This is a genomic window from Thermoclostridium caenicola (genome assembly GCF_900142095.1).
GTDB classification, from domain to species: Bacteria; Bacillota; Clostridia; order DSM-8532; family DSM-8532; genus Thermoclostridium_A; species Thermoclostridium_A caenicola.
On record NZ_FQZP01000011.1, the window covers coordinates 42,286 to 57,793 of the forward strand.

14 protein-coding genes are annotated in these 15,508 nt (G+C 52.8%); 4 read left to right on the forward strand and 10 right to left on the reverse strand.

Annotated features, from left to right (window positions below; genetic code table 11):
* The first annotated feature begins 176 nt into the window (after positions 1 to 176).
* The 3 genes from F3H12_RS04940 to F3H12_RS04950 all read left to right on the forward strand — a co-directional run bounded on the left by F3H12_RS04940 (position 177) and on the right by F3H12_RS04950 (position 4,184).
* Positions 177 to 1,379 (forward strand): Coenzyme F420 hydrogenase/dehydrogenase, beta subunit C-terminal domain, encoded by a 1,203-nt coding sequence (locus F3H12_RS04940; protein ID WP_188118386.1) that lies wholly within the window; start codon positions 177 to 179, stop codon positions 1,377 to 1,379.
* Between the two features lie 103 nt (positions 1,380 to 1,482).
* A complete protein-coding gene (locus F3H12_RS04945; RefSeq protein ID WP_149678253.1) occupies positions 1,483 to 3,012 on the forward strand; it encodes a lipopolysaccharide biosynthesis protein in 1,530 nt (509 codons plus the stop codon).
* 47 nt (positions 3,013 to 3,059) lie between these two features.
* Entirely contained in the window at positions 3,060 to 4,184 is a 1,125-nt protein-coding gene (locus tag F3H12_RS04950; RefSeq protein ID WP_149678254.1) for a polysaccharide pyruvyl transferase family protein, read from the forward strand.
* A gap of 6 nt (positions 4,185 to 4,190) precedes the next feature.
* Here the strand turns inward: F3H12_RS04950 and F3H12_RS04955 are convergent, their stop codons facing one another.
* Positions 4,191 to 5,732: an O-antigen ligase family protein gene (locus F3H12_RS04955; RefSeq protein ID WP_149678255.1), complete on the reverse strand. Its 1,542-nt coding sequence runs from the start codon at positions 5,730 to 5,732 to the stop codon at positions 4,191 to 4,193.
* Between the two features lie 11 nt (positions 5,733 to 5,743).
* Positions 5,744 to 6,232: a DUF4330 domain-containing protein gene (locus F3H12_RS04960; RefSeq protein WP_149678256.1), complete on the reverse strand. Its 489-nt coding sequence runs from the start codon at positions 6,230 to 6,232 to the stop codon at positions 5,744 to 5,746.
* Positions 6,233 to 6,539: 307 nt separating this feature from the next.
* On the opposite strand from F3H12_RS04960, the gene F3H12_RS04965 reads away from it, so the two are divergent.
* Positions 6,540 to 7,676: a glycosyltransferase gene (locus F3H12_RS04965; protein WP_149678257.1), complete on the forward strand. Its 1,137-nt coding sequence runs from the start codon at positions 6,540 to 6,542 to the stop codon at positions 7,674 to 7,676.
* Between the two features lie 16 nt (positions 7,677 to 7,692).
* Here the strand turns inward: F3H12_RS04965 and F3H12_RS04970 are convergent, their stop codons facing one another.
* The 8 genes from F3H12_RS04970 to F3H12_RS05005 form a co-directional block, all read right to left on the reverse strand.
* A complete protein-coding gene (locus F3H12_RS04970; RefSeq protein WP_149678258.1) occupies positions 7,693 to 8,139 on the reverse strand; it encodes a GNAT family N-acetyltransferase in 447 nt (148 codons plus the stop codon).
* Between the two features lie 31 nt (positions 8,140 to 8,170).
* Entirely contained in the window at positions 8,171 to 9,745 is a 1,575-nt protein-coding gene (locus F3H12_RS04975) for a putative ABC exporter domain-containing protein (RefSeq protein WP_149678259.1), read from the reverse strand.
* Positions 9,742 to 10,455: an ABC transporter ATP-binding protein gene (locus tag F3H12_RS04980; protein ID WP_149678260.1), complete on the reverse strand. Its 714-nt coding sequence runs from the start codon at positions 10,453 to 10,455 to the stop codon at positions 9,742 to 9,744. The genes F3H12_RS04975 and F3H12_RS04980 overlap by 4 nt, the downstream gene beginning before the upstream one ends.
* Positions 10,456 to 10,492: 37 nt before the next feature.
* Positions 10,493 to 10,987 (reverse strand): SEC-C metal-binding domain-containing protein, encoded by a 495-nt coding sequence (locus tag F3H12_RS04985; RefSeq protein ID WP_149678261.1) that lies wholly within the window; start codon positions 10,985 to 10,987, stop codon positions 10,493 to 10,495.
* A gap of 43 nt (positions 10,988 to 11,030) precedes the next feature.
* On the reverse strand, positions 11,031 to 12,728 hold the full coding sequence (argS, locus tag F3H12_RS04990; protein ID WP_149678262.1) for an arginine--tRNA ligase: 1,698 nt from the start codon (positions 12,726 to 12,728) through the stop codon (positions 11,031 to 11,033).
* Positions 12,729 to 12,773: 45 nt separating this feature from the next.
* Entirely contained in the window at positions 12,774 to 13,217 is a 444-nt protein-coding gene (locus tag F3H12_RS04995; protein ID WP_149678263.1) for a YwiB family protein, read from the reverse strand.
* Between the two features lie 2 nt (positions 13,218 to 13,219).
* Complete coding sequence (locus F3H12_RS05000; RefSeq protein ID WP_149678264.1) at positions 13,220 to 14,335, reverse strand: D-alanine--D-alanine ligase family protein; 1,116 nt, start codon at positions 14,333 to 14,335, stop codon at positions 13,220 to 13,222.
* A 206-nt stretch (positions 14,336 to 14,541) separates the two neighbouring features.
* Positions 14,542 to 15,246, reverse strand: a complete 705-nt coding sequence (locus F3H12_RS05005) for a GerMN domain-containing protein (protein ID WP_149678265.1) — start codon at positions 15,244 to 15,246, stop codon at positions 14,542 to 14,544.
* Positions 15,247 to 15,508: the final 262 nt, after the last annotated feature.

Sequence of the window (15,508 nt, forward strand, 5' to 3'; positions counted from 1 at the left end):
GCGCTTGAATACATCGACATTAGACATTATAAGCCATGGAAAGCCGAAACGTAAACCCTCATTCGACCAAAACCGGCATGGTATCTCTTTTCCAGGCCACCTGCGGTTGTTGCCGTTCCCCCTGCTGTGCTATAATAAGGGCAATCCGGCCAAGTGCCAATGATAATGGAGTTTATATGATCAGCGTACTTGAGAACATGGATCGCTGCATAGGCTGTTCGGCCTGCGCACAGCGTTGTCCCATACAGTGCATCTCGATGGCAGACGATCACGAGGGGTTTTTGGTACCCCATATCGATGCAGGCAGGTGCCACGATTGCGGCCTCTGCCGAAAGGTCTGCCCTGTTCTTAAGGCAGACGCGGAAACATCGGAATCCAACCAGGCAACCGATTACCCCAGGGCCTGGGCTGCCTGGAGCCTGGACGACACCGTTCGCCTTGAAAGTTCTTCCGGCGGCCTGTTCTCCTTGCTGGCCGAATCCTGCCTCAGCAGGGGTGGAACCGTCTTTGGCGCCGCCTTTGATCAGGATTTCATGGTACGGCATATCGGGATCGAACAGCCTTCGGAACTGGATTCCCTGAGGCGGTCCAAATACGTCCAGAGCGATATCAACAGGTGTTATAAAGAGGCTGAAAGGCTTCTTAAGGAGCAAAAACCCGTCCTGTTTTCAGGGACGGGCTGCCAGATCGCGGGCCTGAAAACCTTTCTCGGAAAGCCCTACCCGGAGCTTCTGACGGTCGATTTGGCCTGCTATGGGGTTCCGTCCCCAAAGGTATGGTCCCTTTACCTGGAGGATATGAAAAAGCGCTTCAAAAGCGAGATTGAGTCTATTTCCTTCAGGGACAAGAAAAACGGCTGGAAGAACTACTGCATGCATATCCGCTTCAGGAACGGCCGTTCCTATCGGGATGCCGCCGTGAAGGATACTTTCTTCATCGGGTTCGGGAAAAATCTTTTCAGCCGGAAGTGCTGCTATTCCTGCCAGTTCAGGCATCCCCATACCCGGGCCGATCTCACCCTGGCCGATTTCTGGGGCGCGGAAGAGCTTGGAATTGTACATGGGCAGGATGACAAGGGTATTTCCCTGGTGATTGCCAACACGGCCCGGGGGCAGGCTGCCCTTGAGGATATCCGGGATCGCTGTTTCCTGAAGGAAACCTCCTTCCAAGAGGCGGCTGCGAAAAACCCGCGGCTGACGGTTTCGGCTCCCATGCCCCGCGCCAGAACGCTGTTTTTTAAGGATCTGAACAGCGGCATGCATTTTTCGGCCCTGAAGAGGAAATATATGAACCGCTTTGTGCAAAACCTCAAGCTGATGGCCAGGCGAATGCTGGGTTCAGGCATGGTGGACAGGCTCAGAAAGCTCATACGGGGATGAACCCTCCATCTATTGAGGCCCGTAGTTGTTCCGGGGAACATCCGGCAATGGTACCGCAGGGATGCCGGCATACTGCCACAGGATGTTCCGGGGAGGTAGGCGTTTGAGAACCAGGCTTTCTCTGTATAACACAGGCAGCGCCATGCTGCTTCAGATCATCAATATGATCATCAACCTGATCCTGCCCAGGGTCATCGCCCTGGAATACGGATCAGTCGCCAATGGCCTTGTCAACTCCATCCGGCAGTTTGTCCAATACTTCAGCGTGGTGGAGGGCGGGCTGGCGTTTGCGGCCGTTTATGCCCTGTATAAACCCCTGGCAGATAAGGACCAGGACAGGATCAACCGTATCCTGTCCGGCGCCAACAGGCTCTACAACTACTCCGGGCTGATCTTTTCCGGCCTGGTTCTGCTGGGTACCTTTGTTTATCCGGTTTTTGTGCATGAAGAGGGTATCAGCCCTCTGGCCATGGGCATGCTCGTCCTGATCATCGGATCCCAGGGCGCGCTGGAGTTTTTTGCCATAGGCAAATACAAAGCCCTGTTCACGGCCGACCAGAAAAGCTATGTCATCTCACTGATCAACGCCATGGGCGTTACGCTCAACTCTGTCATCATCATCGTACTGGCCAGGCTCCATCTGGATATCGTGCTGGTATGGCTCTTCTCCATGGCCAGCTACATTATCCGCACACTGGCCTATATCCTTTATGCCAGATTGCACTACAAGGAACTGAATTTTAAGGCCGAGCCCGATTTCAGGGCGCTGGACAAGCGCTGGGACTCCCTGATCCTGCAGATACTGGGCGCCGTAACCATCGGAACGCCCGTTCTGGTCACATCCTTCATGTGCGGCCTGGCGGAGAGCAGTGTCTATGTCGTGTACAACATGGTCTTTGCCAGCGTCCTGGCCATCCTTTCCACTTTCAACAACGGCCTTTCCGCCATATTCGGCGACATGCTGGTCAAAAACGAAACCGAAGTCTTCCAAAGGGCCTACCGGCAATACGAATATCTCTACTATGCGCTCATGGGCTGGGCATACGCCTGCGCCGCCATCCTGATCATGCCCTTTATCCGCGTATATACCCGGGACATGACCGACGTCAATTATATCCGGCCTGAGATCGGTCTGCTCTTTGTGCTTTACGGTCTATTGTACAATGCCAAGACGCCCCAGGGCATGCTGGTCATATCGGCCGGCCTGTACAGGGAAACCAAGTACCAGACGCTGGCCCAGGCCATCATCAACATCGTGGTCTCGGTTGCCCTGGCTCCCGGCCTCGGGATCGCCGGTGTGCTCCTCGGCTCCGTGGTATCCAACCTGTACCGGACCATCGATCTGGTCATCTTCATCCCAAGGGTTTTGACCAGGCTTCCCGTCATGATGACCGTAAGACGCCTGGTGAGAATGTTTGCTTTGCTTGTGCTCAGCATCTGGCCGCCGCTGCAATACCTGCACATGATGGAAAAATCCCCGGACGGCTACCTGGGCTGGCTCCTCTGGGCCATCCCCACGGGCCTGTGGTGCCTGTTCGTTTTCGCTCTGGGAAATGTTATCATGGAAAGAAGGACGGCACAGGACATCCTGCTCAGGGTGCGCTGGATGTTCACCCAAAGGCGCAAGGCCTGAGCGCAGCGCAGAAGGCGTACAGTCTTTCCGGAAAGGTTCAGTGAGAGATGATGAAAATCGGATTGATCACATTCCATTACGCACACCATTACGGAGCCCAGCTCCAGGCTTATGCCCTGCAGAAAGCGGTTGAAAAACTGGGCCATGCCTGCGAGATCATCGATTATGTCCGCCCCGACACCATCGAGGGAAGCAGTCTTTTCAAGCGGAGCCTGGCGCCGGGAGCCATCCTGGCCAACATGCACACCCTGCTCCATCTTCCTTCCTTCCGAAGAAGGCACGAGCGCTTCAACAGCTTTGTCAGGGAGCACATGAAGCTCAGCCCGAAACGCTATACCCGCCTGGATGAACTGCTGGCCGATCCGCCCGTTTACGACTGCTACCTGTGCGGCAGCGACCAGATATGGAATCCCCTGATCTTTACGCCAAAAGGCCTCGATCCCGCATTTTTCATGCCCTTTGCCGGTGAGAAAAAACGGATCGCCTACGGACCCAGCTTTGGCATAAGCGTTATCCCCGAACCCTATACGGCCAGCCTGAAAGAATATCTTTCTGGTTTCAGCGCCCTCTCGGCAAGGGAATCAAGGGGATCCGAGATCATCCGGGAACTCACCGGCAGGGATGCGGAAGTTGTGCTGGACCCCACCATGCTGCTTGAACAGGACGACTGGCTTGAAGTCTGCTGTAAAGAGCGGCAGAAAACGCCTTATATCCTTTGCTATTTTGTTTCAGATCCCGCGCCCTTTACGGAAACCATACAAAAACTTTCAAAGGCACTGGATCTCCCCGTGGTCATGCTCTGCGGCTCAAGAAAACCCATCCCCGGAGCGATCCGGCGCGTATACGACGCAGGGCCGAAGGAGTTTCTGGGGCTTATACGGGATTCGGCCTTTGTATGCACCAATTCCTTCCACGGCATGGTGTTCTCCATCCTGTTTCGTAAGGCATTCTACTGTTTTGAGAGTCACAGGCCCAACCCCGAGCAGTCGGTCAACTCCCGGCTGCACAGCCTCCTGAACAAGCTGGAACTGTCGGACCGGCTTCTTTCAGGCGGCAAGGCACAGGACGGGATAAACCTGTCAGAATCAGAGATAGATTATCGCAGGGTGATGGAGAAATTGGAACAGGAAAGGGAAAAATCGCTGGGCTATTTAAAGGGCGCCCTGGGATAAGACGGATCAGGCGTTTCCCTGTTCTTCTTCCGGTTCCCGGGCAGCCAGCCTGATCGCTGAAAGGACAATGCCCATGAAAATCCAGAACAGCATCATGGCCCGGGGATAATACCAGATATATTCCACAAGGGCTATGACCAGAAGTCCTAATAGACCGGAGACGCCCGCCCGCAATACATGCTTCAGGTAGGGATCGCCTTCTTCGCTGAAGATGACGCGCAAGGAGCATTTGACGGTCCTCACCATCCACCCGATAAAGGCGACAAGACCCATAATTCCCATCTCAAGCCAGATTTGAAAATAGACATTGTGGGCATGAAGCGGCACGCTCTTGGTGAAGATTTCGTAGTTCTCGGTCACCCGTTTCACCGCATCGCTGCCAAGGCCGATGCCGGTGTACCAGAAATCCGTAATGACCTGCCACATGGTCATGAAGATATCGAACCGGTAGGAAATGGATGAATCGTTGAAATTGGTGATGGTGGATATTCTCCGCAGCACCGTGTCCGGAAGAAACGGCATGGCAGCAATGCCCAGGACGGCAAACAAGGGTATGAGGCTCCTTTTGACGAGGAAAATAAAAACCAGCACGGCTACCGCCAGACCCACGTACCCGGATCGGGAATAGGTCATCAGAAGGGCAACCAGCGACGGCAGAGCCGCTACGGTGAACAGCGCCTTCTTCTGCCAGCCCTTGGCACTGAGGACGATGGCTGCAAAAAAGGGAGCGAACAGAACGATGTTCTGGGCAAAAATATTGCTGTTGCCAAAGAAAGATTCGACACGGCCGGGCATCCCTTCATTCAGTTCCACGTCCACCTGCGCCTGGTTGACCGGAACGCCCACGATACCTTGGTACAAGCCATACAACCCCGCCAGGGCCACACCTATCATGATGATCTCCAGAACTGTGGAAAGATCCTTTTTGGTTCGGATGGTGCTGATCAGAATGAGCATCATCAGAAAATCGGTGCCGTAAAACGCCAGAAATCGGAGGCTCAGCGAAGGATAGGTCGAAAAGACCTGGGCCAGGAAAATGGAGAGCAGGAACAGAAACAGGAACAGGTCAATGGCTTTGACGGCAAACCTGACGCTGCGGTCTCCCATGGTCCTGATGAGAAAAAGGCCGAAGAAGAACAGTACGGCCAGTGTCGTGTAACGGTTGTTCCAGCGCGAATAGGGTATGACCAGAGAGGCCATGACGAACAGGGCTATCAGCGTGGATACATGACCGGAAGCAAAATCCAGCAGCCTATAAAGGAAGCTGTTGCGGAACCATCGCTCCAACCGGGCATAGATGCTGCCCAAAAAGTTCGGAATCAGGTTCGCCAGCCAGTCTGTAAAACGCAGTACAGCACTGTGCTGCCAGGTTCTTACCAGCAGACCGTCCTTTTTAAACCAGCTGATGATACGGCTGTGGTGCCAGATATTCATGAACCAGGCCGACAGCCGACAGATCAGCCTGTACGCCAGGCTGTTTTTCCAGAGCCATATGATATACCGGACAGGCTTTGAAAGCCACCGTATGAATAAGCTGCTCTCAAACAAAGCGGATCTCCCTATTTCTTTTCAATATCCTTAATGCGGGTGAAGAGGATGGTATCACCTACATAAACCGTGGTGTCGCGATAGACATAGTAATTAGTGTTGCCGATATTCACGACCTTGCCGTTGAAAACCCCGGTTCCTTCAACAGTAAACTCCAGCGAACAGTAGCCTTCCCTGGAGGAACGCACATACTTGCCATCCTGATCAGGCGCGTAGCTTCTGTCCGGTAGCTTTTCCACTTTCGTAACCTTGCCCAGGTGGGCGGAGGTAACCTTGTCGGTAACCGGATCGTTTATTTCAACGTTGTCCGCGGCATACTCAGGCAAGCTTTCAATGATAAAGGTGATGGCTACGGGTTCCTGCTTGGCAAGCGGGGTAACGATATTGGCCTTCTGGAATTTGTTGAAGAGGAAAACGCCTGCGGCCAGAATAATAAGGATGATCAGCAGATCGATGAGATTGATCTTTTTGAATAATCTGCCCTTGTCATCAATGATCATGGAGACAACTCCTTTGTATGGTTTATCGGTAAAGTGTGTTCCAAAAATGTTTGGCGTACGGATGAATGGATTGAAGCCTAAATACCGCTCCCCATAATTATAAGCGTATCGCCCAAACGAATTCAAGCCGATTAATGCAATCGTAACACAGCACTAACAATTCGGGGAAATGCTGTGCGCAAAGGCTATCCCTGGGTCCGGTGCCCCGTCAAGAAAATATTAACCTTGATCGCGCCGAACGGAGAATGATACATTTAGAATAGCAAAGACCGGCCAAAAAAACCGGTAACCCGCGTGAGGTCAAGAAATGCTTAAGATCCTGTACTTGTTAAACCATGCCGGAAAAGGCGGCACAGAGCGCTACGTCTATTCCCTTGCCCAAAAACTGAACGGGAGCGAAGCAAAGGTTTTTTTTGCCTACAATGAAGAAGGCCCGCTGGTGGAGCAGATGAAAGAGCTGGGCATACCGGTATTTCGACTTGTAATGAAAAGCCGATTTGACTTGAAGGCGGCATGGGCATTGGCGGGACTATGCAAAAGACTTGAGGTTAACATCGTACATACCCAGTTTTTAAGGGAATACTACATCGCTTTACTATCCCGCCTGTTCGGGAACAATATCTGCATCGTAAACACCTGTCATGTGATCCATACGGCCCGCCCGGTCGACAAAATCCTCAACAAACTGCTTTCATTCAAAAACACCAGGACGATTGCCGTCAGCCACGCCGCTGAAAACATGCTCATCCGGCAGGGCATGCGCTCCGAAGACATCAGCGTCATCCATAACGGTGTGGATGTGGATTATTTTGCAGAAAGCAGCCCTTCCACCATCAGGGAGGAACTTGGCATTGACCGGGACGGCCTGGTTGCCGTATCCATCGCCCGGTTCAGCCCGGAAAAGGGACACAGCTTCCTCATCCGTTCCATCGCAAGACTGGCGGAAACCGACGAGGATTTGCTCAATGAGCGAAAGATTACTTTCCTGCTTGTCGGTGACGGGCAAACCCTGGCAGAATCCAAAAAGCTGGCCTCTGTACTGGGCGTTTCCCGCCACATCCTGTTCGCCGGCTATCGTACCGATGTCCGGAATATCCTCAAGGGAAGCGATATTTACATCTGCCATTCCGTGCATGAAGCCCTTCCCATCTCCATCCTGGAAGCCATCGCCTGTTCCCTTCCCGTCATAACCACCGATGCGGGCGGAACGGGTGAAATTGTCAATGAGCGCAGCCAATGCGGCATCAAGGTCATTTACGGAGATGTGGACGGCATGGCCGACGCCATGAAACAACTCTTCGAAAGTGCCCAACTGCGGGAGCAATATGGCAGGAACGGCCTGGAAACCGTGAAAAGGGAGTTTTCCATCGACAGCATGGTCTCAAAGACCCGGGAAATATACCGGAACTGCGTATACTCCCCTGCTTCCCGCTGCAAACCCTGAACCGTGCGTTGGTTCCTCAGAGCATTTCCATCACGAAGCCCTTTTTCCTGGTGCCGCTGAAACCCAGGCTTTCATAGAACCCGTGGGCTTCAGTCCTGTGGGATCCGCTGAGGAGCATGACCTTGTAGCAGCCCATTTCTTTTGCAAACTCAATGGCTTTCATGAGGGTTGCCCTTCCAAAGCCTTTTCTTCGGGCATCGGGATGGGTGATCACATTCTCGATGACCGCATAGGGCCTGGCGGCCCGGGTCAGGTTGGGGACGATGGCAATGTTGCAGGTGGACAGAATCACCCCATCCTCCTCGGTCACGATGTAGCGGTAGCGGTCCTGATGATCCAGGATATCCTGCCAGACCTCCCCAAGGCGCTGCGGATCCGCTTCAAAATCGTTGGGGACCAGGAAGCGGTAAAGCGCCATAATTTGCTCCAGGTCCTCGGGCTTTGCAAATCTCGTAATCGGCATAAAACACCTCTTTTAAAATGGATTCCTGTCATCAGGATGAGGACTCGATATTGTTGAAGATGCCGGCAGAAAACATGAACAGGGTGACAGCCAGCACAAAGGCCCAGGCTCCCATGGCGCCGATCATATAAAATTCGCTATCAGTGGCTATAACGGCGATAACCGAACCAATGATTCCAGGCACAACCAGCAAGAAGGAGAAGATCATCTTGATGAAAATCATGAGTCCTTTGCTGTGGACACGGCCAAACATCCGCCTTGTCAGCACCTCGGCATACAGGAACACGGCGCCGAAAAAGACATAGGACAGGATGCAGGCCAGGACGGTGGGGACCTGGGAACCGAAAAAGATGCCGGAAAGGGTGAAGAGCAATGCGCCGTCAAACAGGTTCTTCACATGCTCGGAGAGCGAAGCATAAAACAGCTTTTCAAAGGAGGATGCAGGGATCAGGAAAATATAGGGCTTTTCCACCTCAACGGACCATCTTCCCTGTGCCTGCATGAGCAGCAACATGTATAGGCTGAAAGCCAGAACCATGAACATAGAGAATGCATTCAATCCCGCTTCCGACGGCATGATCAGCTTGAACAGGATGGACGACAGGATAACCATAACCGACATCCTGTCCAGAAAAAGAAACATGGATGTCTTCCTGATCTCCATCATGTTTTTCGCGAACAAGGCCCGGGCCCCCTTGCCGGAAAGCCCGCCGCGGATATTTTTCCGGGTCTTCTGGCCAAAGGTCATGTTCCTGCCCTCGCGTTTGGCTTTTAAAGCCGCCTCCACATACTCGGTGGCTTCCAGCACATCCTCGTAATAATCCAGTTTCATCCTGTAAATCAGTAGGGAAAGGCCGAAGATGACCACGGCCATGCCCGCTGCGCCAACCAGGAATGCCGTATCGGGCTCGGCAACGGCCGCCGAGGCAATGGACCCTGTCCAGCCGATGATGGGGAAGTAATGGGCAACCGGATGATCAAAGACATGGCTCATGGACTTTACAAAATCCCTGGTTTGGCTCAGGTCTATCAGGAAGATGAGCACCACCGCCAGGGCCGCTCTATCAAAGATGCGCTTTGCCAGGCGCTTTCTCTCTTTGGATACCGATGTCCAGGAATAGATCAGCATGCCGATAAGCGGATATGCCATCGTATAGGCGACCACCGCCAGCAGCAGCACGATAACACCATGGGGTTCAAAAGCAAAATTGTTCTTCAGGTTGGGGATCTGAAAAAAGGCCAGCAGGATAAAGAACAAGGTTCCTCCCAGCTGCTTGATGAATCCATAGAGCAGGATTTGATTGGGGCGCAGCGGCGCGGTAAAGGCCATGTTGACGTCGGACATGCGGAAATAGCTGCTTCCCTTCTCAATCCCCAGCTTCAGCGACGTGTAATAGAGCACGGTAAAGACCAGCATCATGATTCCCCTGAAGAGCGCAGGCGGCAAGGTCCGTATTTCACCGCTTGGCATGGCGAAGCTTGCAACAATAAAGGCAATGATAAAAAGGAGAATGAAGATATAGCCTATCAATACCAGCGGCTTTTTGAAAGCAGACTTGATGCCGTTCAGCAGGTTTCTCCGGATCAGAAAAAGAAGGGCTTTCATGCTTCACCCTCCCCTTTGCTGTCGGTAACCTCCAGGAAAATCTTCTCCAGGGACTCGCCCTTGTTGTCCAGTTCGTCGCGCGTGAGGTTCAGGACGATCCGGCCCTTATTCATGATGAGCACCTTGTCCCAGACCTCCTCGATGCTGTCGATGATGTGGGTACTGATCAGAACGGCGCATCCCGCCTGCTTCAGCTCCAGGAAGACGGACTTCAGTTCCTTGATGGCCTTGGGATCCAGGCCGATCATGGGCTCGTCGAACATGATCATTTTCGGCTGGATCAAAAGGGCACAGCAGATGCTGACCTTCTGCTGCATACCCTTGGAGAGTTCCTTACCCAGCTTGTCCTTTTTATCATCCATCTCAAACCGGGTCAGAAGGCGGTTGGCCGTCTCCTCCCAGTCCCTCAGGCTGTAAGCGCGGGCAATGAACTCCAGGTGCTCCCAAACGGTCAGGTTCTCATAAAGCGCCGGCGTTTCAGGTATGTACCCAAAAGCGCGTTTGGCTTCGACCGATTTGTTATCCGTGTTGTTGATAAGGATTTGGCCTTTAAAGCGCAAAAGCCCGGCGATGGATTTGATGGTGGTACTTTTGCCGGCACCGTTGGGACCCAGCAGGACGGCGATCTCGCCCGGATTCACCTCAAAGGAGACATCATCCACCGCCTGAACCTTATCAAACACCTTCGACAGATTTCTGACCTTAAGCATACCCTTCCTCCAAAATCGTTATCTCTCTGGCTGAAGTTCAGGCGCCGCAACACTTCTTATATTTCTTGCCGCTGCCGCAGGGACACGGGTCGTTCCGGCCCACCTTGCTGCTCACGGCACGATGGTCCTCGTTGAACTTTTTGCGTATCTCCCTGCGTTTTTCAGCAGAAAGCCGTTCGTCCCATTCCTCCAGCCCGTAAAGCCAATGGGCCTTTGCCTCCAGCATGTTGTAGAAGAGCTTCTCCAGGTTGATGTCGAGCTGAATCTCGCTGTCCGGTTCCAGGGACTCCAGGTCCAGATCATTGTCCAGGCTTGTCCGGATGCCGTCCAAAAAACCCATGAAGGTGATATCATCCATCTGGTAGGCTTCGGCAAGCTCTGAGAGCTTTCCTCGGATCTGGATCTCGTTGTTTTTCAGTATCCGCCGGTAGGCTTCTTTCTCAGCCTGGATATAGTTGTTGAAAAAGGCCTTGTCGGCTTCGGTCTCCCTGTTGTTCTCCAGTTTGCTGCGCCATTCCTTGTAAAGACTCATCGTTTTTCCCCCAATAATACAACTTTATTGAAAAAATGTCTGATCACATCTTTTCCGGAGCGTGGATGCTGATGAGATCCAGGACATTTTTAATGACAATGCGCGTTGAATCCACCAGCATGAGGCGCGCCATCATCAAAGGCTCCTCTTCGCCCTTCACGCGGCAGGCGTTGTAGAAGCTGTGGAAATGAGCGGCCACATCCATCACGTAGCGTGTCAGCCTGCTGGGCTCCAGCGTTTTTGCAGACAGGGCAATCTCTTCGGGATATTCGGCCAGCTTCCGGATGAGATCCAGTTCCTCGTCCTTTGTCAGGAGCGTCAGATCGATTTCGGCCACATCCTTCAGCGTGATGCCCTCTTCCTCCTTAAGCTTTCTTATCAGGCTGCAGATACGCGCATGGGCATATTGCACATAATAAACCGGGTTCTCGTTGGACTGGCTGACCGCAAGGTCCAGATCAAAATCCAGGTGGCTACCCGAGGTTTTCAGGTTGAAGAAAAAGCGTGCGGCATCGCGGCCCACCTCTTCCAGAAGGTCCTCCAGGGAAATGGACTTGCCGGTGCGTTTGGACATGCGGACGATCTCCCCGTTCCGGTACAGGTGAACCAGCTGGAACAGGACGACATGCAGCCTGTCCGCGGAAACCCCGAACGGGGCCATGGCCGCTTTCATCCTGGCCACATGCCCATGGTGGTCGGCTCCCCACAGGTTGATGCACCAGTCAAAGCCGCGCTTGACGAATTTATTGCGGTGATAGGCGATATCCGCCGCAAGGTAGGTGGGAACGCCATTGTTTCTGACCAGCACCTCGTCCTTCTCCAGGCCCAGTTTTTCTCCGCTGAGCCACAAGGCGCCGTCCTTCTCAACGGTATAGCCGTTATCCTTCAGGAACTGGATGGTATCCGCCACTTCGCCGTTGTCATGAAGGGTTTTTTCCGAGAACCAGACATCGTATTCGATGCCGTAGTCGGAGAGCATCTTCCTGATCCTTTCAATATTGATGGGCAGGGCATACTGGACCAGGATTTCACGACGCTTTTCGGGCGTCTCCTTAAGGAGCGAATCGCCATGCTGGGCGATATACGCCTTCGCATGCTCGATAATATCCTCACCATGATAGCCATCCTCGGGGAACGGTACCTGGTCCTCTCCCAAAAGCTGCTGGAGATAGCGCGCCTCCAGCGAAAGGCCGAATTTCTCAATCTGATTGCCCGTATCGTTTATGTAGAATTCACGGGTCACATCATAGCCGGCCTTCTTGAGAACATTGGCAATGCAATCTCCCAAAGCACCTCCCCGGGCATTCCCCATATGGAGCGGGCCCGTGGGATTGGCGCTGACAAACTCCACGTTGACGCGGACATTCCTGCCCATATCCAGCTCGCCGTAATGCTCCTGTTTCTCCTGAATGAGCTTCAGGGCATCATACAGCCAATAGCGGTTCAGGTAGAAATTGATGAACCCGGGCCCGGCGCACTCAACCCTTTCAATATAGGTATCCTTCAGATCCATGGCCTGGATCAGCATTTCGGCCGCCTTTCTGGGGGGCATCCTCAGCTGCCTGGCCGCCTGCATGACAACATTGGTGGAAAAATCACCAAACCCTCTCTCCCTGGGAACCTCCACGATGATCTCCGGAAGTTCCACTGCCGGAAGGGTTTGATTTTTCGCGCAAGTCTCGAAGGCATCCTTTACAACCCGATTGATTTGCTGGCGTATTTTTTCATAAATACTGTTCATGTGCAGTTCATCCCTCTTTGATTTTTATATTGAAAATCCCGCAGATCAGGAAGGAGAACGGTTTCCCGTCATTTCCTGGATCTTTACGCTGATGGAATTCCTTCCGCCAAAAACCCGGTTGTATTCCACGATATAATCCACATCGATCCGACCGCCGTTTTCGGTCATGTTCACATCCACCTTCTGGGCCGTCACACCCAGCATGACCGTTCCATACTGGGTCTGATAATCGGTGAGATGGGTCTTGCCCACCTCAAACAGCATCATGGTGCTGACGCTGCCATGGCGGATCAGTGTCACCGAATCGTTTGATGCCCTGATAACCGTTGTGGTGCCGTCCAGACCCGTGATCTGGCTTTCCTCATAGCTCAGCACATATTCGTTGTTCTCCACCTTCAGCTTGCCCTCGGTCACCAGGCTCAGGGCATTATTGCCGCCGGTTAAGTCATCCATCTTGCTGTCAACTGTTATGAGTACCTGTTTCTCCACGTCTACGCCCTCTCATACGACCGGATTGATTGTTCATGTTTTTCGAAGGCCAGCTCGATGAGCCGGTTGATCAATTCCGGATAGGGAATCCCGCTGGCGGCCCAAAGCTTGGAGTACATGCTGATATCGGTGAAACCGGGCATGGTGTTGATCTCATTGAGAATCACCCTGTTGGTGCCCTTCTGCAGGAAGAAATCCACCCTTGAAAGACCCGAGCATCCCATGGCCTTGAAGGCCTTAACCGCATAATCCCTGATCTGTTCAGCCACCCCGGGCTCGATATCGGCAGGAATTATTGTTTCCGATTTGCCGTCGAGATATTTTGCGTTATAGTCGTAAAACTCGTTGCTGGGAACAATCTCTCCCACCACCGAAGCCATGGGATGACGGTTGCCCAGTACTGCGCACTCCAACTCCCGGCCTTCGATGTATTCCTCAATTAATATTTTGTTATCATATTTTGCCGCCTGGCGCAATGCCTCCAGAAGATTTTCAGGGGATCTGACCTTTGTCACGCCCACCGAGGATCCCGCATTGGCAGGTTTCACAAAGCAGGGCCAGCCAAACCGTTCCTCGATCCTGCTTTGGATAACCTGAACAGAGCCCTCTATCTCATCGCGATAAACCTTGATATACTCGGCGGTTGGTATACCGGCCTGGTTCAGCACCAGTTTGGTAAACTCCTTGTCCATGCAGGCCGCCGACGACAGGATATCGCATCCCACATAGGGAACACCGGCCAACTGCAGCAGTCCCTGAACCGAACCGTCCTCCCCGTTTGGGCCGTGGAGCACCGGGAAAACAACGTCCACGGTTTCCATCCGGCCATCCTTGTCCCTGGTTGCAATGAGATCCATACAGCTGGGAACCGCTCCCTCATCCTTTTGGGGACCGGGTAGCAGGTTTGCCCTGGCGATATTCTCCCACTCGCCGGAGGCAAGATACTTGATATCCCCGTCATAACGCAGCCACTCGCCGTTTTTGGTGATCCCGATCATGCGAATATCATAGCGGTTGGGATCCATATTCTCCAGCACGCTCTGGGCCGATATCCTGGAAACCTCATGCTCCGATGACTGCCCGCCGAAAAGTACAACAACCCTGATTTTCCTATCCATCCGGTCACGCCTCCGATCTGTCAAAAAACATTATATAGTATAAAAATAATAAGATACGCGGTGATATCGTTCACCCCTGGCCGCAGCGCCAAAGGGTTTAGATAATATAAATCCATAAGGGGAGCATTGCTTGCTCCCCTGGGTTCAGGCTTTAACGCCAATCGTTCCGGTCTTCAGTCAGAATGATTATACATATGTTTTCCGGATTATTCAAGCGGATCTTCTTCGGTCAGGAAATCGGCCGCATCTTCCGGATCCTCGCCGGAAACCGGCACCAGTCCGCCATCTTCCGGCCTTGCCATGCCTACTTCCTTGTTGATAATGGCTTCGTTCCTGGGGAATTCCTTGTCGAGGGTCAGGTTCCCCTTGAAATTTTTAGCCTGCTTGCCGTTGATGATGATCTTGACCCGTTCGATCTCCTTCAGTTCCGTCAGGGCGTTGACGATGGAGTATACCGAAAGTTCTTCCAGGGTCTTGCCCCCGGGATGGTTATCGATAAACTCCTTGGTGAGATCCACTGTCGCAACGCGTCCCTCAATTGTGACAGGGGCCCGCAATGAAACACCCTCGGGCAGGACGGCGGTCAGGCCCTTGGCCTTCGGGCCTGCGATCAGTTCCTTCACAATGGCCGAGGCCAGTGCGGACGCGCCTTTTTTAGCCTCATCAATATCCAGATAGCGTATCTCCTTAACCAGCTTGTTCTTCTGTTCATCTCCGAAATAGAGGCATACCGGCACTTTTTCGTTGAGAACCGCAGCCTCCTCCTCATCTATGACGATGCTGCTCACCGGTTCCAAATCTTCTTCTGGAAGTTGCTCCCCAAGAGTCTCTTTATCCTCTCCGCATGAATACAGCAAAAAGGCCATGAGCACGGCCAGTGCCGCCGCAACCAGTTTTAATAAGGCTTTCATACCAACACCTCATGTCTCAATCCAAGATCATGTTTATGTGTGACAAACCCCATTTATTCTTAAGGTTTCTTCCGGCAAACAGGAAGGCCTGCGGGCGCATGGCAGATCTGATCCGGTATTGCTGTAATACCCGGAATACCCCTCTTTTTGCTGTTCAGGATACACTCTGTCAATACTTTTTGAATATTTCACCCTAAATGGGTCAAATTTATCGCATGAAAATTTCACCCCCTACCCATAAGTTAGGTTACGCAATTTCCTG